Raw genomic sequence first — 18,603 nt, forward strand, 5'->3', positions numbered from 1 at the left:
CTTTCAGTACTCTTGGTATGTAACTTTGTTTCCGAAATTCCGACTTACTTTATAGACTTAAATTTTATATTCCAATGAAGATCCAGTTAAAGCTTGAATACATAGCATTTTTAGTCCTTGGAATTTTTGCTTTTGCGCAAACGGGATATTCATGGTGGTGGTTTGCCGCTTTATTTCTTGCACCGGATCTTTCTATGCTGGGTTATACCATCAATAATAAAATAGGTGCATTTTGTTATAACTTATTTCATCATTTCGGAGTTGCTATTGCAGTTTATCTTATCGGAACAGCCTTATCTCTACCCTATTTACAAATGACCGGAACTATTTTATTTTCCCATTCAGCTTTTGACAGAATATTAGGATATGGATTAAAGTATCCTGATAGTTTTCAGAATACACATTTGGGGAAGATTGGAAAAAAGGCGGAGTGACTCTGTGCTATATAGGATTGCCACCCCGTCAAAAATTTCTTGAATTTTTGCCACCCCTCCGAAGGATGGGAATATACAGTCCTTCAACTGAGGTATTATAACAAGGTATAACTACAATATCCTTTTTGGGAAAATTATTTAGGATACATACTTCATATAGCAACTGTTGAACTCAGTTCAATATTTCTTCTGTCATTCTGTAAAAATCTAAAAGCTTTTTGCTATTGATTGATTTTAAAGTCCTGTAAGTTCCACTTAAACAACTAGTAATCAATTCAAAAAAAACTAAAGTAGTAGAAAAACCAGCAACTTTGTATGCAATATAATCACAACAAAAAAAGCAACCTCTTTCGAAGTTGCTTTATTTTGAAAATCTTTATAGATTATTTTCTTAGTCCTAATGCAGCAATAATTGCTCTATATCTTGCGATATCTTTTTTCTTAAGGTAATCTAATAAACTTTTTCTCTTACCTACTAATTTCACTAGAGATCTCTCTGTGTTGAAATCGTGACGGTTAGCCTTTAGGTGTTGAGATAAGTGATTAATTCTGAAAGTGAAAAGAGCGATTTGTCCTTCTGCGCTTCCTGTGTCTTGTGCAGATTTCCCGTGTTGTGCGAAAATTTCCTGCTTTTTGTCTGTTGTTAAGTACATTCCAATATTGTTTAATGATTATTATGTAACGGGTGCAAAATTACGACTATTTTTTGAATCTGCAAACATTATTGATTTCATGTATCAAATTTGATAGAAAAAAATGTTAAAAATTTCTTAATAAATTTTACACAATTCAACGAAAAGGCAGTAATTTTGCATTCGAATTACAAATGAGAAAATTTATATTCTTTACAGCCGTTACAACTTTTTTATTCATTGGCTTTACTTCAGTAAAAGCACAGAAAAATGCCGATGATAAAATAAAAAAAGTTCTATACTTCAATCCCGAGGTAGAGCCTGATATTGATGAAATAAAGGAACCTACCAACAATGCATTCTTTGATGTTGTTTCCGACAATTTCAGTAGCAGAAAAAATAAAATGCTCCGTGCAGAAGTACAAGTTCCCTTCGACAGCATAGACAAACAGACCATTGTGGACTACTGCTCCAATAACGACGCTGATTTTGCAATTGTTTCCAAAGTACGTTACTTCAAAGTAGGTTTTGGAAAGTATGTTTTCTCCAACCAGGTGGTGGTCAGCATGAAACTTTTCGGAGCTGATGGAAATTTAGTAACGGAAACGGATCATGATACCTACCGTAAAAATATGCGTCTTCTTGGTTCTACCGTAAATTCCGTTAAAATAGGTACGGAAGGAGCCATTAAAGGCATTATTAAAAAGCTTAGAAAGCTGAAGCCTACTGAAGGGGAACTGTAAAGTTTAAGGCTTAAAATTTTAAATTTAAAGTTCAGTTTACCTTACTTCTATTGGATAAATTATCAATGAGCAATTGGTCTTCACATATGAATCTTCAATGACGGATGATTCTAATTTTCTCTTTTTTTCAATTCTTATGTAAATTCGTTGTTACTTATTGTTTTTGTGCTGTTGGTAAACGCTAAGACACAAGATGATTTACAAGTAATCTATTTTTAGGGCACAAGGATTTTATCTTCGATAAAATTGTCACTGATGGAATATTTCAACATTGATTCAAAATTCACTTCCCAAAATTCAAAAACCACAAAACATTACACACTTAATTGGTTTTCAGATAAATATTTTCACCAATTAATGAATAATTGAAAAATATTTACTATTTTAGATTGACATTAAAACCAAAAATCTATGAAAAATTTAAAAAAACTCAACAGAGAAGCGGCAAAGCAAATTAATGGAGGAGCTATTGCAAGATGTAGCAATACAAGACCATGTACAATAGGATGGTGTTGTGATGGCGCTTGCAGTCCCTACATGTGCCCTATAATAGATTAGAAAATAAAAATACATTCAGCATCTGTTTTTGCAGATGCTTTTTTTATAACACAAACACAAAAAACAAATACAACTTACTGATTTACAATTAAATATTTTCACTAAACAATGAATAATTAGAAATTATTTACTATTTTAGATTTACATTTTAATCTAAAATCTATGAAAAATTTAAAGAAAATCAGCAGAGAAGCTGCTAAGCAAATCAATGGAGGATTTGCTCCAAAGTGTGGAGAAAACATTCCATGCAGCATCGGATGGTGTTGTCAGGGAGTTTGTAAACCTCAAAGATGTATGATTAATTAACCTACTGTAAGTATCATTTTAAATCTATTACTATGAAAAAACTAAAGAAAATCAGCAGAGTAAAAGCAAGTCAAATTAATGGCGGTTCAACTGAAAGATGTAGTGAATTCAATCCATGTGCTGCAGGATGGTGTTGCAATGGCATTTGTTCTCCATTTATCTGTATGGAATAAAATAAATCATTATAAACTATTCAAAAACAAATCACATGAAAAATTTAAAAAAAATCAACAGACAAGCGCAAAAACAAATTCAAGGCAGCGGAATTATCAAAAGATGTACAGAACATTTTCAATGTCCTGGTGGAGCTTGCTGCCAAAATGTATGTGTTCTCAATCCTTGTATGATGGAATAAAGATCAACTACTACAACATCTGTTTTTCCAATTACACAAAATAATAAAAACCAAACACTTATATTCAAATAAACATTTTCACCATTCAATGAATAATTAGAAAACATTTATTATTTTAGTATAACTTTTAAATCTAAAAAACTATGAAAAATCTAAAGAAAATCAGTAGAGAAACGGCAAAACAAATTAAGGGAGCAGGTCTTACAAAATGTACAGAACATTCGCAATGTATTTTCGGAATGTGTTGCAAAGGTGTTTGTATGGAATACATCTGTTTTGAAGATTAATTTTGAAATTTTAATAAAAAATCAATCCTCATGAAAAATTCAAATCTTAAAAAGCTTAGCAGAAAGGAGCAAACAGAAATAAAAGGAAGCCTGCAAATGAAAAAATGCAGAAGTAGCTATCCTAAATGTGATTATGGAGAATGCTGCATCGGAGGCTTCTGCCATCCTTCTCCTATTATAGAATGCGAACCTATTATTCTTGATTAAAAGGATATTTTTTAAATTTAATTTTTAACATCCGCTTCGGTGGGTGTTTTTTAATGCTGTTTTCCAGTCTGAGACTTTAATAAATCCTTAAATTTCCCAGTTTATTGCTCAGTCTTAAAAATTTGAATTATTTTTGCATATCTTAAAAATTTCACGTTTTGAATTCTAGAGACGAACTTATCTTCAATCCTGCCGATATTGCCGAAACTCTCAGCGAACTTCCAGCTGACGAGCGACTGCTCGCGTTTCTGAAGGTTCCTAAAGAGTACAAAGCAGAGGTTTTTTCTCATCTTGACCCGGACTTTCAGGAAGATACGATCAGAAGTATAGGAAGTGACGAGGTTTCAGAAATTCTGAATGCTATGACTCCCGATGACAGGACTGCTCTTTTTGAGGACTTTCCCGATGAGCTGATCAAGTATTCTATCAATCATCTTAATCCACAGGAAAGGAGGATTGCCCTGAAGCTATTAGGCTATAATTCTGATTCTATTGCCCGTCTGATGACCCCTTATTACATTCAGATCCGTAAGGAGTGGAGTGTAAAACGATGTCTTCAACAGATCAAAAAGGTAGGAAAAAGAGTGGAAACCATGAATTACCTGTATGTAGTGGATGAAAGAAACCGCCTGATTGACGACCTTGCTATCGGTACTTTGTTACTGGAAGAGGAAGATACTTTGGTGTCTGACATTACAGATAATCACTTTGTAGCGATTACCACAACCACCTCGAAAGAAGATGCAGTAACGTATTTTGAAAAATATGACCGTGGCGCTCTTCCTATTATTACGGAAGCGGGAGTTTTGGTTGGAATTGTAACCATTGATGACATCCTTGACCAGATTGAACAACAGAATACGGAAGATATTCAGAAGTTCGGGGGATTGGAAGCACTAGACCTTCCCTACACTCAAACTTCATGGACAGAAATGATTAAAAAAAGGGCAACCTGGCTGATCATTTTATTTGTTTCTGAAATGCTGACGGCTTCGGCAATGGGATATTTTGATAAAGAAATTGAAAAAGCAGTGGTTCTTGCCCTGTTTGTCCCGTTGATTATTTCCAGTGGCGGTAACTCAGGATCACAGGCTGCAACATTGATTATCCGCGCAATGGCCCTTCAGGAGATCAATCTTAAAGACTGGTGGTACGTTATGAGGAAGGAAATCATCTCAGGATTATGTCTGGGGGCTATTTTGGGACTTATTGGTTTTATCAGGATTATGCTTTGGCAGAAAATTGGTCTTTTTGATTATGGCCAATATTGGGTATATGTAGGACTCAGTGTATCTATTTCTTTAATTGCCATTGTGCTATGGGGAACTTTATCAGGTTCTATGATTCCATTTGTCTTAAAGAAATTAAAACTTGACCCTGCTACATCCTCTGCTCCATTTGTAGCAACCTTAGTAGATGTTACCGGATTAATCATCTATTTTACAGTAGCTGGATTTTTCTTAACCGGAAGACTTCTCTAGTTTCTTTACTTTGTCAGATTAACCTCAGTTATTACCCTACAACTTATATATTTTCATATCTTTAAAATATGAAAGTGATCTCTTTAGTACCATCCATCACAGAGGCGTTATTTGATTTAGGCCTTACTGAAAATGAAATTATCGGGCGAACAAAATTCTGTATCCATCCCGAAGAAAAGATAAAAAATGTTCCAGTAATTGGGGGAACAAAAAATATTAATATTAATAAAATCAAGGCTCTCCAACCGGATTTAATTCTCGCGAACAAAGAGGAAAATGTCAAGGAACAGGTAGAAGCATTAATGAATGACTTCAAGGTTATGGTCACCAACATAGAAACTATCGAAGACAATTATTACCTGCTTAAAAACCTTGGAAAGCTTTTAGGAAAAGAGGAAAGAGCTCAACTTTTTAATCTTAAAATTTACGAGATCTTCAATCAGTCTAAACTCGATACTCCTGTAAAAACAGCTTATCTCATCTGGAATAACCCGTATATGACCGTTGGTTCGGATACATTTATTCATAAAATACTAACGGAAATAGGTTTTGAAAATATTTTTAAAGATAAGACCCGCTACCCGGAAATTACGGCTGAAGACCTGGAGAAAGCAGAGGTGATTATGTTATCTTCTGAACCGTTTCCATTTAAAGAAAAACATATTGAAGAACTCCGTGTCTTTTATCCTGATAAAAAAATAATGATTGTAGATGGTGAAGCCTTTTCGTGGTACGGAACTCATATTGCGAAATGTGAACATTACTTTAAAGAACTGATTTCTGAAATTCATTCGATGCAACTTTGATTGCTAACCACAAAAGTTTTTAACACTTTAGTCATTTTTAAGTGGCTACTAACCGGCTGAGAAGTACACTTAAGTTTTGAAAATCTACGGTTTACTTTATATTACAGCCTAAACATAAAGCTCTTACTATTGTGATAGAAAATATCTTTCATGAAAATTGTTTCTTGTCTTATTCTGTAATTTTTGGTACATTGTTCTTCATTAATATTTAAAATACATGTCTGGTACTGTTATATTATCCGAAGGAGCAGAATTTGATCACGTTATACAGGAAGTTTCGAGATATATCCACCTTTATGTAATGCCATTTGGAAAGGATGAGCGAACTATCGCACGTATTGATAAACGTGAAAATATGTATGGTGGAAATGGAACAGTATACTTGATACAAATGTTTGGTCAGAATGAATTGGCTAATAACCGCCTGGCTGCTTATATGGTTTTGCTGAATAATGGTGATGAATCGGGATTTCACACTCACAACGCCAGAAACGAAGAAGAATTGTATGTTGTTGTACATGGAACAGGAGAATATCGGGAAAGAACCGGAACAGAAGGGGCAGTGCGTAAAAAAGTACTTCAAAAAGGAGATATTACAGCCATCAGTTCCATAGGCTATCATTCTATTGAAAATACAGGGGATGAACCTTTAATTATGTTTGTTATTACTACGAATAATCCATAAGACATAAAAAAACTCCAGCTATAAAAGCCGGAGTTTATATTTTATTGAAACTTCAATTATAAAACCTTTGAAACCTCATTACAAAGCCACTCCAATAATTCACGGTCTTCAGCTGTAAAAGGGTCAACCGTATGAGAGTCAATATCAATCTGACCGATGTTTTTCCCGTCTTTAAAGATTGGAACTACAATTTCAGCTTTAGTATCTATTGAACAGCTTAAATAATTGCTCTCTTCATGTACATCCGGTACTACGAACGTTTCATTGGATACTGCAACCTGGCCACAGATTCCTTTCCCATAAGGGATAATGGTATGGTCTGTGGGTGCTCCTACATAGGGTCCTAAGATCAATTCATCTTTATCTCCATTTTTAAAATAGAATCCTGTCCAGTTGAAATAAGAGATTTCCTGATCTAAAAGATGACAAACTTTTTCAAGCTTCTCTTCTGTATTATGTTTTGGACTTTCAAGAATAGAGGAAAGCCTTTTTTTTAATTCTGACATTATATTAATTTTTAAGAGAATTGTTTTAAAGGAAGTTCTTCTTTATATCCGAACATTCCACGCTCTTTAATCATTTCCGCTACGCCTTCCGGAACCTGTGTTTCCCAACCTTTAACACAACATGCTATTTTTCTTAAAATCTCTCTTGAGTAAATTTCCAAAAACTCAGGATTATAGTTTGTGATATCTACAATACGGTTGTTACGCATGAAATATTTATATAATTCCTTAAGGTTTTCTTCTACTTTAAGATTGGTAGAATCCAATAACTGGTGTGTTTCAGGATCTTTGTAAGGATACAGGTATACTCTCATTCCGTTTCGGAAAAATTTACCGAATGCCTCAAGTATTCCTCCAGAAAGATTTTTATAGTATTTCTCGTCAAATACCATCAATAAGTTATTTACCCCCATTGCTACTCCTATATCTCCGCTTGTGTAAGATGCGAAATAATCAATCAGTCTATAGTATTCTGAGAAGTTTGAAATAATAACGGTATATCCTAATTTGCCCAGAATATCTACTCTATCCAGGAAATCCCTTTCATCGATATCTCCATCAGCCCTAAGATTGGAAATGGTAATTTCAATCAGGACCTCAGTTTCTTCGTGAGTACAGATTGCATCTTTGAAAAACATATCCATTCCGTTTCGAAGCATATCAATATTCACTTTCGTTACAGGTCTGAAACTTCCTCTTACCGCAAAGATATTTTTCTTGTACAGTACATCTGCAGGAAGCATATTGTTCCCCTGAGAATTGAAGATCACCGCATCTGTCATACCGTTCTTCACCAGCTGAAGAGACATTAGTCTGTTATCAACATAGGAAAAAGCAGGTCCGCTGAAATCGATCATATCAATTTCAAGGTTGTCTTTTGCCACATCGTCGTATAAAGATTCTACTAAAGTTCTTGGATTGTCAAAGTAATTAAATGCTCCAAAAATAAGGTTTACACCAAGATTCCCCAGGGTTTCCTGCTGAAGAGTAGCATCATTCTCATTGAATTTCACATGAATTACGATCTCATTGTAATCTTCATTTTCTTTAGTCTGAAAACGGATTCCCACCCAGCCGTGGCCTTTTACTGTTTTGTCGAAGTTGATGGTGGTTACTGTATTGGCATAGGAAAAGAACTTTCTGTCCGGGTTATTATCCCTTGAGATCCTTTCTTCGATCAATGCTACTTCATAGCGAAGCATTTTACGAAGCCTGTTCTGGGTAACATACCTGTTTTTTACTTCTTTTCCGTAGATGGCATCACTAAAATCTTTGTCATAAGCAGACATTGCTTTAGCAATCGTACCGGAAGCTCCCCCTGCTCTAAAAAAGTGACGAACAGTCTCCTGCCCTGCTCCAATTTCTGCGAAAGTACCATAAATAGTAGGATCTAGATTAATTGTTAATGCTTTTTGTTTAGGAGTTAGTTTCTGATACATTAGGACATTAAATTTTTTGTAAATTTACCAAAATTAAACCAACCTCAAAACAAAATGAAGTTGAAATTTTTAGGAACCGGTACTTCCCAGGGTGTGCCCGTTATTGGCTGCACCTGTGAGGTGTGTATTTCCGAAAATCCCAAAGATAAGCGTCTCCGCTCATCTGTGATGGTTACTACAGATGAAAATAGAAAAATACTCATCGACTGTGGTCCGGATTTCAGACAGCAAATGCTTACCAACCATGAACATACTGTAGATCTTGCACTGATTACTCATGAACATAATGATCATGTGATTGGGCTTGACGATATGCGTCCGCTTATTTTTAAAAGTGGAAAGGATGTCCCACTTTACTGTTATTCAAGGGTAGCACATGAGATAAAAAACCGTTTCCCTTATGCCTTTGCTGATGTAAGATATCCGGGAGCTCCTGCTTTTGAGCTACATGAGATTGAAAATAAACCGTTCCAGGTATTGGACACTGAAATTACCCCTATTGAAGTCATTCATTTTAAAATAAGTGTTTTTGGATATAAATTTAAAAACCTGGCCTATATTACAGATGCCGGCTTTATTTCCGACACAGAAAAGGAAAAACTGAAGAATCTGGATGTCCTGATTTTAAACTGCATCAGAAAATTTGACCCGCATCCGGCCCATTTTATCCTTCCCGATGTAATCAAACTGTTTGAAGAACTAAAACCTAAAAAATTATTTTTAACTCACATCAGTCATCATTTAGGCGTGCATGATATTGAAGATAAACAACTTCCATCCGGAATACACCTTGCCTACGATGGTTTAGAGATAATTTTTTAAAAAAAAATCTTCGAAAAGCTTTTGAACATTGAAAAAAGTTCCTATATTTGCACACCAATTTGAAACAAACAACATGTTTGGAGTAAACATCAAGCCCAGGTGGCGGAATTGGTAGACGCGCTGGTCTCAAACACCAGTTCTTAGGAGTACCGGTTCGATCCCGGTCCTGGGTACAAAAATCCCCTGAAATCATTTGATTTTCAGGGGATTTTGATTTTTAGGGTGGTCAAAAAAGTGGCTAAATAATATATTGTAACTAAAAAGACAATTAAGTTAAAGTTTAGTAAATTTGCTATATTAGTATAAAATAAAAAAGTGAGAACTAATAATTTTAATCAAGAAACTCCTACATTTTTTGAAAGTCTTCACAGACCATTTCACCAACCTCTAAAAATGTCTCGATGGGTATGTGAATTTATTTCAAAAAAAGAAAAAATAAGAGCGTCTGAACTTAATCTACAGTTTTATCTTTTTTTAATAGACAAAGTCAACAAAGCCTATAAAGCAAATGAAAACCTCGAATTACCAGGAGTCAGTAGTAGAAATGCAACACTCGCTGTTTCTCAGTATTTAGCTACAAAAAAAACAAGAAAAGAAAAAATAAAAATCATTTCATTAGCACTAAACCAAGCGAAAAGAAATGATATAGAAAAGCAAATTTATTCTTCATATAAATCTGCATCATACTATGTTAATTTAGCTAAGGAGAAGCTTAACTTATTAAGTTCTAAAAATAAATTAACCAAATATGGTGAAGAGCTACTATCGATTAGAACTCAGAAACATATTACAACTCTTAGTAAAGGAGAAAAATACTTTTACTTTAAACTATTAATAAAAAATGATTTTTTATTATTTGTATCATTATGTTTATTTAAAAAATTAGAATTCAAATTTAACATTGAAAAAATAGAAAATTTATATTTCGATTTTATAGATCGATTCTATGGAATAAAGCATTTCAATTATAATAACAGAAGTTTATCTAATTATAATATAGTAAGAGAAGCTTGGATTAATCAAATACAAGTTTTAACTAAAACCAATCAAATCAAGTCTGAATTTTTAAAGATTTTAAAAAGTGATCCACTTGTATCAAAATGGTTTATTGATCTAGATTTAAATTTTACAGTTTATATTAATGAGAACTTTAAAAATGATAGAAGTTTTGAAAGTAGAAAACTAGACTTTATTAAGTTTTATCAAAAGTGTATAGATGAAAAAAAGGATGTCCAAGGATTTGTAAATCTATATGATATAAAAGAAAACATTAGAATATCACATATAAAATTCAATGAATTTGTAAGTAAATTTTATGAAGATGAAAGATCAAAACGCCATATTTTTTTTAGTAATATTGTTTCTTCAATTGATGGTAGAAAAAGATTCATTGTAAGAGGACGCCCGGTATTGAAAATAAAATTTAAACCTGAAATAAAATAACTCAATGGAGATAAATAATCTTTGGCAGGATCTCGTAATTAAAGCAGATACTAAAGTTACTTTACAAAAAGACTTATCAGAAGGAAAAGTACCTCAATTACCATATTTTGTAATTGGTATTCCTGATGTAAAAGAAGAAATCAGTAAGAAGCTAGAAAAAATTGATGATCCGAAAGAACTTAGAATGACAACCAGCTTAATTATAGCTAAGTATGGAAATGGCAAAACTAATCTTTTAAAATATTTAGAGTTATTTTTTGAGAACCACCCTAATATTAAAATTATATATAACAAAGCAAACATAGATCAACCTGATTTAGGTTTATTTTTACTTAAACAAATACAAAATCATTTCACAGAAACATTGATAAATCTAATTATAAATATGCGTAAACATTATAATTTTGATTTATTAACAAATAATAATCCCGCAGATTTTGCATCCATTAGAGAATACTCTGATACCCTTTTTGAGGCTTCTAAAACAGAAGAGGAGATTAAAAAATTAATTTACCTAGGAACTGGAAGATTATATACAAAAAACGAATTTTTAAATTTTGGACTTGAACAATTATCTAATTATGAAAGAAAAGAAGTGCTTATATTATTTCTTAATATTCTAGCATTAGGTAAAACATTTGTTATATTTCAAATCGATGAGATAGAAAAGATATTAGAAAAATCCAAACTTAGGCTAAATACATTTTTAACATCTTATAGAGAATTGTATGATATGTTTAGTTATATTAAAGGACATTATCTTCAATGCTGTATAACGGATGCGGGTGGAGATGGAGCTTATTTGGAAGGAATAAATCAAGCATTTTATTCTAGAATTGAGCCCCACATACTTCTCTTAGATATAATGGAAGGCAAAGATGATATCTATGACTTAGTTAGTCGATTAAATGTACTTTTTGACATCAACAAGGAAAAAAAAGAAATTGACAAAATAGTCAAAGAATTGCTGAAAGAAAACCACGGACAAAATAGAGAATTAGTAAGAAGTGCAGTCGCTCATTTGACTTCTAAAGAACAGAGATTACCTTTGTCGGAACTACTTGTAAAATATAAGTTAAATGACCTTTATAAATCAACTTCTACAGAATTAGAGTACGAAGGTTTTTTCAAGTCGCTCAAAGACAAATTCTTTGATCCACTTGAAGCTTATTTAGAAGGAAACTTTATGCTTGAAAGAGGACATGTAAAAATCCGAGACCTCCAATCTTTTATTGATGATGAACTTGAAAAAATTCACTATTTTATATTAAATCAAAACATTAGCTTAGAAGCTATACAGAGCAAAATTGATGATATTTCAACAAAGTATAATTATGATATTATTATTTATTCCCCTGAAAAATTAGAACTCAGAAACGGTGAAATTAATTCTACTTCAAATATTGAAATAGTTGATTATGATCCCATAGAGCTTTTCGTTCTCTTAAATATGTACAGAGATAATTTTGAACATCAATCTGAACTTACAAAAATCATTAGGGATTACACAAATAACAATTTATAATCATGCTTAAAAGCCACTGTATTGTAGAATATTACAAATATGATATAAACTTAATTAAACCTATTAAGTACATTTGTCAACTAACTTATGATATACTTTCTATTTCAACGGAGCAACCTAACATAAATAGTTTATTCGAAGAAGATTTTATAACAAATGCTAATATAGATCTAACAAACCTACCGGAAGATATAAATGGAAAAGATTCAATTGGCTGGTTATCTGATCAATTAGCACTATTTTTTGTAAAGGATATTTTAAATAAAATTGATTTAAAAAAGACATCCATTTTACTAATACATCAAACTTCTAAAATTTTATATGCTTTAAATAAAAGCAATAGAAGTATTGATAAGAAGGAAGAAGGTAATATTGATAAAAAACAAAGCATTAAAAATGCTTTAGTACGCTTAATTAAAGAACAGAAATTAATAAAACTATTTGCAGAAAAAATTTCTGATGAAAAAATTCGTAACTGCATAAAAGATTCATCAATATTAGATGTAGATGAATTATATTTTGATTGTGTTACAGTTGAAGACACTGATGTACCTTTTGACGTTCCTTATTTCGAATATTCCTTACTTGACGAAAACTTAATCAATACTGACTTTGCAGAAGCTTCTGATGTATGGATTAACAAAGATAAATTGAAATCAGAATTAAAAATTGAAATTGGCACCGATAATAATGTGTCAATAATAAGAGATTCAGACATAAAAAGAGACATTGGACTTAAATTTAACAACTTTGTTTTTCCTCTAAAATCTAATCTTAATAGCTATATACAAACTAATAAAAAAGCTGATTTTTACTGGATACAAATAAAAGATGTATTTAAAGTTGATGATAATAAAAAGGATTATAAATCAGCTTTAATAAGTAGTTTTAAATCAGAAATAAAGAAAAAGAATTTTACTAATCTTCTTTCATATTTGCAAAAAAATCTCTACATAAGTAATGAATTGTTAAAAAGAGAGGAATATATTCCTTTTAAAAAGTACTTTACATCTTCACTTAAAATTCAAGATGTGAAATATCTTAAAAAATTAAATTTTTTTATAAATGATACCGAATCCTCTACTTCTTTTGGAATATATTCTTCAGAAAAACTTGCAGAAGATTCAAATCACTTTAATTTAGTTCATTGGTATGATCGTACCGATGAAGGAAAAGATCTTAGATATCGGGATAATTTAGGACCAAAAGGGACTAAGGAGGTACATAAAGTAAATACTTTAAAACCGGAAATTGCATTTTATTTTATCACCAAATATTTTGAGGACTTTATTGAGTACTTATTAGAGGATATAAAAGTTCAATTCATCAATAATTTCCATCTTTTCAAAGATAACGAACCATTAGGGGAGTTTGACTTTTTAGTGAAAAAATCAAATACATATTATTTCATCGAAGTCAAAACCACTTTAAATAAATACTATATTTCAGACTATGGAATAAAATGTAAAAAAATTATTGAATCTTTCAAAAACATTGATGTTGAACTTGAATTCATAATTATTGGTGCATATAGCAATAATACAATAGAAGATTTGAAGCATTATGTTACAACATCCCACAAAGGTCATAAAAGATACAATAAAAGAATTGAAGAATTAGATACTGTTCCTTATTATTTCAATTACCCAATTGAAGCAAGTGACAAGAAGATACAATGTATCTCAGAATCTAATTATAGCTCTTTAAAAACATTATTAAAAAAATGTCTAAAATAAAATTACCCGTTACAAGATATTATGGTTCAAAAAGAAAACTTGTTGAAAGAATATGGAATGAAATAGAAAGAAAAGAATTAATATTTGATTCCGTTTTAGATATCTTTGGAGGAACAGGTTTATTTTCCTATTACGCTAAATGTAAAAGTAAACAGGTAATTTATAATGATATTTTTAGATTTAACTCAATAATTGGTAAAAAGCTTATACAGCAAAGCTCTAATGAGCTTACATTAGAAAGAGCTAGAAATATGCTACTTCCAATTGAGGGAGTTATTTACCGAAATGTAATAACAGAAAATTTCACAGGAATATATTTTACCGATGAAGAAAATCATCAAATAGATATTTTTATTCAAAATATTAATTTTTTAGAAAACGAAAATTTACAGGCAAGTGCTTATTATATACTTTTCCAATCATGTATTATAAAAAGACCATATAATTTGTTTCATAGAAATAATTTGAATATGAGATTAAATTATAAGAAAGGAAATTTTGGTAATAAAAAGACTTGGGAAAGATCATTTTCAGAGCTATTTGAAAGATTCATAAATGAGTTAGATGAATTTTGTTTTGACAATGGAGAAGAAAATATTTCCCTAAATTCAAGTGCCCTTCAATGTAACGCTCAGGCAAATTTGTTATATATTGATCCCCCTTACTTCACATCTGGTTCAAATACTACTTATCATAGTAAGTATCATTTTTTAGAAGGTTTGGCGCACTATGATGAAATACAAAAAAATATTGATCATAATAAGAAAAATAAAGAAATTACTATTAATAAATCTTTAGAATTTGAAAGCAAAACTACTTTTCTAAATGACCTGCAACAACTTCTTTTAAATCATACTGATTCTCATATAGTTATTTCGTACAGAAACAATGGTGTTCCTAGTATTGAAGACATGGCTGAGTTACTTAGAAGTATTAATAATAATTTCGAAGTTTCAGTTATTGATTTAGGTAACTATGGATATGCATTAAATAGGAATAATATTAATAATAATGAGGTATTAATAATCGCTAAGAATATATTACTATAAGAAAAAGGGCTTCTTTTAAAAGCCCTTTTTACTTTATTATATCAAATTGTTTAAGAATATCTGTGGTCAGCTTTGACATAGGTTTTTTACTATTATCTTCTAAATAAGCGTTCCAAATAATTAAATCAATTTGTTCAGGAGATTTACCCAATCCAGGAAAATCGTTGCATAACGCAGTATAATAATCATTATTATATCCATAAATTTTACCAATTATTTCATCAACATAATCAGTATGTTCCTCAAAGACTTTATTGATACCTAATCTTTTCATAAAATTTGTTTTCTCATCCTTATCTGTAATAGTTTTACCATCGAATGAATGCTCAAAATCTATTTTTAATTTTGAAGTTTCTGTTATCCATTTTGAAATATTCGCATTCTTATCAATCTTCTTACCATCGTTAGAACTAATATGAAATGTTACCGCTTCAAAGCAATCGTCTCTATAAGGATGAAATGATATCTCATGTTCTCCTTTAATATTATTACAAACAGCACATGCAGGTATTAAATTGTATAATGATAACGCAAATAGAGGGTATTTTTTTTTGGGATAAAAATGATCAAACTGTGGTCTAGAATAGACCTTTTGATCATTATTGTTTATGGTAAAAATGTAATTATGATTACAATAAGGGCAAACTTTAACGTTTAGCATTTTAGTTAACCAACGTCCATAACTTATTTTCTCACCTTTAAAATCTAATTTAACTTGGAAAAATTTTGTATAATAATATTCCATTTTATCTTTAAATTGATCAAATTGTTCTTGGTGTAAGGCATCATCTTTTCGAAAATTCAAAAAAGTTAAAAATTCATCATTTAAGTTCATCATATCCTTTGGCTCTGAAAGTATTATTCTTTCTATATTAGTATGAAAAAACCGTAACATTTTAGATACTAAGTCAATTTTTCCTTCAAAACTTTTAATCAACTTATCCTTTTCAATTCTTACCCCATTTCTATCACAGGAAGAAATTTGATAATTAAAATATTTTTTTATCAAATCTAGAAACTCCACTCTAAGAGCATCAACAAATAATTTATTAACTCTAATCATTTAATTTTTCTTTTAGTGAATTTACTTCGTCTATAAGATTTTTTACAATTTTTTCGAGTTCTAAATTCTTAGATTTTGAACTTAGATCATTGTATAATTTAAGTAATTGTCCCTTGATAAAAGGTTCACTTACAATAAGAATCTCTTCATAAATATCATTCCCGTTATGATCTGCAATATTACCATCATGTAGAATCTTAAATAAATAATTAATTTTGTTTTTTGCAAACTCACCAATGGGAACTGAATTTAGAAAAAAGCCATGTTGCAATAATGTATGAATATTTGATGCAAATGTATTTTCTGTCATCGGAAATACAGGATTACCCTTTTCTAAAAAAAGAACATTATTTTTAGGAATATCAGAAAGAATAAATGGAGAATGAGTAACAAATAAGAAGTTTATAGATTTAATTCGCTTAAATTTAGTATTCTTTAAATTAGTTATTAATTCCCTAATAAATTGTCTTTGAAATTCAGGATGAAAATACAATTCGATCTCATCAAGAATTACATTAATATTTTCAAAATTATATATAGCTGGTTTATCCAATTCTAAATCTTCATCAATTGGAATTACAGAGTCAAGGTTTTTTAAATGGTAAATAATTGAACTTATTATACAAACTTTTTGATACTCACCAGAGCTCAGCTTTCTTATAGAAATATCTTTTTGTTTTTCATCATTTGTTTTTAAGAAAATTTCTACATCAAAAATTCTAGGTGGTAATAGTAATAATTTGTCAACTCTTATATGCTGTGAAGTTTGATTAATCAATTTACTTAAAATTTCCAATTCAAAACTTCCAATATTAGAGCTCAAATATCCCTCATAAAATGATAACAACTCATTAGGTTTTCCTTCGTTATCAAAATACATTTTAAGTAATCTAATAGATTGACGAAGCTTTAATGTAATGTGAGAATCATCAGCCTCTAATTCTACCAAAAATTTAATATGTTTATTAATCGTTACTTCTTTTAAAGCAAATTTCTCCATAAAATTATCGATTGAATCAGATAATGGTTGTTTATACTTAGGATAATTTAATGTCTTAAAACTTTTTATTAAGCAATAATTAAATAAACGTTCTTTTAAAAGATCACTATTTGATATTTTTTCTAAAGGTTCAAAAGAGAAATATCTTTTCCAAAAATTATAGTAAATACAAAGCGTTTGAAATAAGTTATAAGTTTGAAAATTAAACCCTCTTGTTTCTGATAATATATATTCAATTTTTTCTATAATTAAAACATCATCTGGGAACCAATTGATATCTTCTAGAAAACTTTTAACGTTTAATTCAATTTCTTCGAAACTTACATCGTTTTCAAGGTCTACTTTAATATTCAATACCTTAGCAATAAGAGTTAAATTTATTTTATTGAGGTCTGTTAATTTATTTACTCTATTATTCTTAATAGTTTTTTGAAATATTAGAAGTAAATTTCTATTATCACTCAAAAAATCAGCATATTGATGGATTAACAAACTTAAAGAAGAATTATCATTCATTTTTTGTAAATGATATAATGAATATTCACCATACCCTTCTAATTCATCAATCTGTCCATATCTATAATAAAAATCACGAACATAATTTTCTAATGAATCAGGCTTTAATAAAAGAGATAATTTGTCAACTATTAAATCTTCAGTAATTTTATTATATATATTTTCGTTTTCTAGAATTAAAGATAAATATCTTTGATCCATCAAATATTTTTCATTTCTTACATCTATTTGTCCTCTATTTCTAAATGGATGTAAGACAAGAGGAGTTTGATAACCGTCATTTTTATGAAAAATTTGACTCAACCAAGATTCATTTTGTGGAGTAAAGAAATCGTTTTTATCTAAAAATTCAGCATTAATCAAACTCTCTTTAATATAATCAATTTCATCTAATCCATAAATTGAATAGTTTATATACATCGTAAAAAATAAGTTCTGAAGAACAATCATATTATCTTCAATAATGTTTTTAGATGTTTTTTCTGAGTTATATATCAATTTTGTATCCTGATAAAATCTCACAACAATATTAAAATCTCCGGAAGAAGAGTTTTCATTTATAGAATTTATATAAATTCTATAAATAGAATCATCTTTTAAGTAATATAAATCAGCATGCAAATTTTTTATAAAAACTAGCTTTTCTGTCACTTCACCAATTCCATAAGTTTTGAAAAAATTATTTAAAATTCTTATCAAAAGCTCTATCAAACTACTTTTCCCTTCACCATTTTTACCTACTAAACCTTGGATATTCACATATTTTAATGTTGAATCAACGGACGGTTCTAAATCATAAAAAAAATTTTGTGGCAAAGAATTACCGTTTCCTTTTCTTATAAAATCACCATTTAAATCTATACTGTAATTATTATCAAAAAAGTAAAATTGATTTGTAGTTAAATTTTTTAAAATGTTGGGGTCACACCCTTCTAAAGGACGAACTGCTATAATTTTGAAACTCATGAATAATAGTTTTTTATAAGTATATTAAATTATTAAGATTTTTC

The 18,603-nt window shown here is 30.2% G+C and carries 20 protein-coding genes and 1 tRNA gene; 16 read left to right on the forward strand and 5 right to left on the reverse strand.

Features of this window, described 5'->3' with window-relative positions; genetic code table 11:
* The first annotated feature begins 74 nt into the window (after nucleotides 1–74).
* Complete coding sequence (locus WH267_RS13640) at nucleotides 75–434, forward strand: DUF4260 domain-containing protein (protein WP_340008955.1); 360 nt, start codon at nucleotides 75–77, stop codon at nucleotides 432–434.
* A gap of 383 nt (nucleotides 435–817) precedes the next feature.
* Here the strand turns inward: WH267_RS13640 and rpsO are convergent, their stop codons facing one another.
* Nucleotides 818–1,087, reverse strand: coding sequence for a 30S ribosomal protein S15 (gene rpsO, locus WH267_RS13645; protein ID WP_045494446.1), 270 nt, complete (start codon nucleotides 1,085–1,087; stop codon nucleotides 818–820).
* A 173-nt stretch (nucleotides 1,088–1,260) separates the two neighbouring features.
* On the opposite strand from rpsO, the gene WH267_RS13650 reads away from it, so the two are divergent.
* The 9 genes from WH267_RS13650 (at nucleotide 1,261) to WH267_RS13685 (ending at nucleotide 6,494) form a co-directional block, all read left to right on the forward strand.
* Nucleotides 1,261–1,809: a pyruvate decarboxylase gene (locus WH267_RS13650; RefSeq protein ID WP_340008962.1), complete on the forward strand. Its 549-nt coding sequence runs from the start codon at nucleotides 1,261–1,263 to the stop codon at nucleotides 1,807–1,809.
* 411 nt (nucleotides 1,810–2,220) lie between these two features.
* Nucleotides 2,221–2,367 carry a bacteriocin-like protein gene (locus tag WH267_RS25175; RefSeq protein ID WP_409013135.1) on the forward strand — a complete coding sequence of 49 codons (147 nt, stop codon included), beginning with the start codon at nucleotides 2,221–2,223 and terminating at the stop codon, nucleotides 2,365–2,367.
* A gap of 162 nt (nucleotides 2,368–2,529) precedes the next feature.
* A complete protein-coding gene (locus WH267_RS13655) occupies nucleotides 2,530–2,673 on the forward strand; it encodes a bacteriocin-like protein (protein ID WP_165852302.1) in 144 nt (47 codons plus the stop codon).
* A gap of 208 nt (nucleotides 2,674–2,881) precedes the next feature.
* Nucleotides 2,882–3,028 (forward strand): bacteriocin-like protein, encoded by a 147-nt coding sequence (locus WH267_RS13660; protein WP_165852301.1) that lies wholly within the window; start codon nucleotides 2,882–2,884, stop codon nucleotides 3,026–3,028.
* A gap of 143 nt (nucleotides 3,029–3,171) precedes the next feature.
* Nucleotides 3,172–3,315, forward strand: coding sequence for a bacteriocin-like protein (locus WH267_RS13665; RefSeq protein ID WP_165852300.1), 144 nt, complete (start codon nucleotides 3,172–3,174; stop codon nucleotides 3,313–3,315).
* A gap of 30 nt (nucleotides 3,316–3,345) precedes the next feature.
* A complete protein-coding gene (locus tag WH267_RS13670; RefSeq protein ID WP_165852299.1) occupies nucleotides 3,346–3,522 on the forward strand; it encodes a hypothetical protein in 177 nt (58 codons plus the stop codon).
* A gap of 158 nt (nucleotides 3,523–3,680) precedes the next feature.
* Complete coding sequence (gene mgtE, locus WH267_RS13675; protein ID WP_115973082.1) at nucleotides 3,681–5,003, forward strand: magnesium transporter; 1,323 nt, start codon at nucleotides 3,681–3,683, stop codon at nucleotides 5,001–5,003.
* A 68-nt stretch (nucleotides 5,004–5,071) separates the two neighbouring features.
* On the forward strand, nucleotides 5,072–5,809 hold the full coding sequence (locus WH267_RS13680) for a helical backbone metal receptor (protein WP_340008967.1): 738 nt from the start codon (nucleotides 5,072–5,074) through the stop codon (nucleotides 5,807–5,809).
* Nucleotides 5,810–6,026: 217 nt separating this feature from the next.
* A complete protein-coding gene (locus WH267_RS13685; protein WP_340008969.1) occupies nucleotides 6,027–6,494 on the forward strand; it encodes a cupin domain-containing protein in 468 nt (155 codons plus the stop codon).
* Nucleotides 6,495–6,550: 56 nt separating this feature from the next.
* Here the strand turns inward: WH267_RS13685 and WH267_RS13690 are convergent, their stop codons facing one another.
* Nucleotides 6,551–7,000: a GAF domain-containing protein gene (locus WH267_RS13690; RefSeq protein ID WP_115973079.1), complete on the reverse strand. Its 450-nt coding sequence runs from the start codon at nucleotides 6,998–7,000 to the stop codon at nucleotides 6,551–6,553.
* Nucleotides 7,001–7,011: 11 nt separating this feature from the next.
* Nucleotides 7,012–8,439 (reverse strand): TonB-dependent receptor, encoded by a 1,428-nt coding sequence (locus tag WH267_RS13695; protein ID WP_115973078.1) that lies wholly within the window; start codon nucleotides 8,437–8,439, stop codon nucleotides 7,012–7,014.
* A 54-nt stretch (nucleotides 8,440–8,493) separates the two neighbouring features.
* On the opposite strand from WH267_RS13695, the gene WH267_RS13700 reads away from it, so the two are divergent.
* From WH267_RS13700 to WH267_RS13725, 6 genes are all read left to right on the forward strand, one after another.
* Complete coding sequence (locus WH267_RS13700; RefSeq protein WP_115973077.1) at nucleotides 8,494–9,261, forward strand: MBL fold metallo-hydrolase; 768 nt, start codon at nucleotides 8,494–8,496, stop codon at nucleotides 9,259–9,261.
* 93 nt (nucleotides 9,262–9,354) lie between these two features.
* Nucleotides 9,355–9,434: transfer RNA gene (locus WH267_RS13705), tRNA-Leu, on the forward strand.
* 142 nt (nucleotides 9,435–9,576) lie between these two features.
* Entirely contained in the window at nucleotides 9,577–10,704 is a 1,128-nt protein-coding gene (locus WH267_RS13710) for a hypothetical protein (RefSeq protein ID WP_340008971.1), read from the forward strand.
* 4 nt (nucleotides 10,705–10,708) lie between these two features.
* On the forward strand, nucleotides 10,709–12,229 hold the full coding sequence (locus WH267_RS13715) for a hypothetical protein (RefSeq protein ID WP_340008972.1): 1,521 nt from the start codon (nucleotides 10,709–10,711) through the stop codon (nucleotides 12,227–12,229).
* 2 nt (nucleotides 12,230–12,231) lie between these two features.
* Nucleotides 12,232–13,965: a hypothetical protein gene (locus WH267_RS13720; RefSeq protein WP_340008974.1), complete on the forward strand. Its 1,734-nt coding sequence runs from the start codon at nucleotides 12,232–12,234 to the stop codon at nucleotides 13,963–13,965.
* Nucleotides 13,953–15,014: a DNA adenine methylase gene (locus WH267_RS13725; protein WP_340008975.1), complete on the forward strand. Its 1,062-nt coding sequence runs from the start codon at nucleotides 13,953–13,955 to the stop codon at nucleotides 15,012–15,014. Before WH267_RS13720 ends, WH267_RS13725 begins: the two co-directional genes overlap by 13 nt.
* 28 nt (nucleotides 15,015–15,042) lie before the next feature.
* Here WH267_RS13725 and WH267_RS13730 read toward each other — a convergent pair whose 3' ends face one another.
* Nucleotides 15,043–16,077: a hypothetical protein gene (locus WH267_RS13730; protein WP_340008977.1), complete on the reverse strand. Its 1,035-nt coding sequence runs from the start codon at nucleotides 16,075–16,077 to the stop codon at nucleotides 15,043–15,045.
* Nucleotides 16,070–18,559 (reverse strand): AAA family ATPase, encoded by a 2,490-nt coding sequence (locus WH267_RS13735; protein ID WP_340008978.1) that lies wholly within the window; start codon nucleotides 18,557–18,559, stop codon nucleotides 16,070–16,072. The genes WH267_RS13730 and WH267_RS13735 overlap by 8 nt, the downstream gene beginning before the upstream one ends.
* Nucleotides 18,560–18,603 lie beyond the last annotated feature (44 nt).

It is taken from the genome of Chryseobacterium sp. MYb328 (assembly GCF_037572595.1).
GTDB lineage: Bacteria > Bacteroidota > Bacteroidia > Flavobacteriales > Weeksellaceae > Chryseobacterium > Chryseobacterium pennae.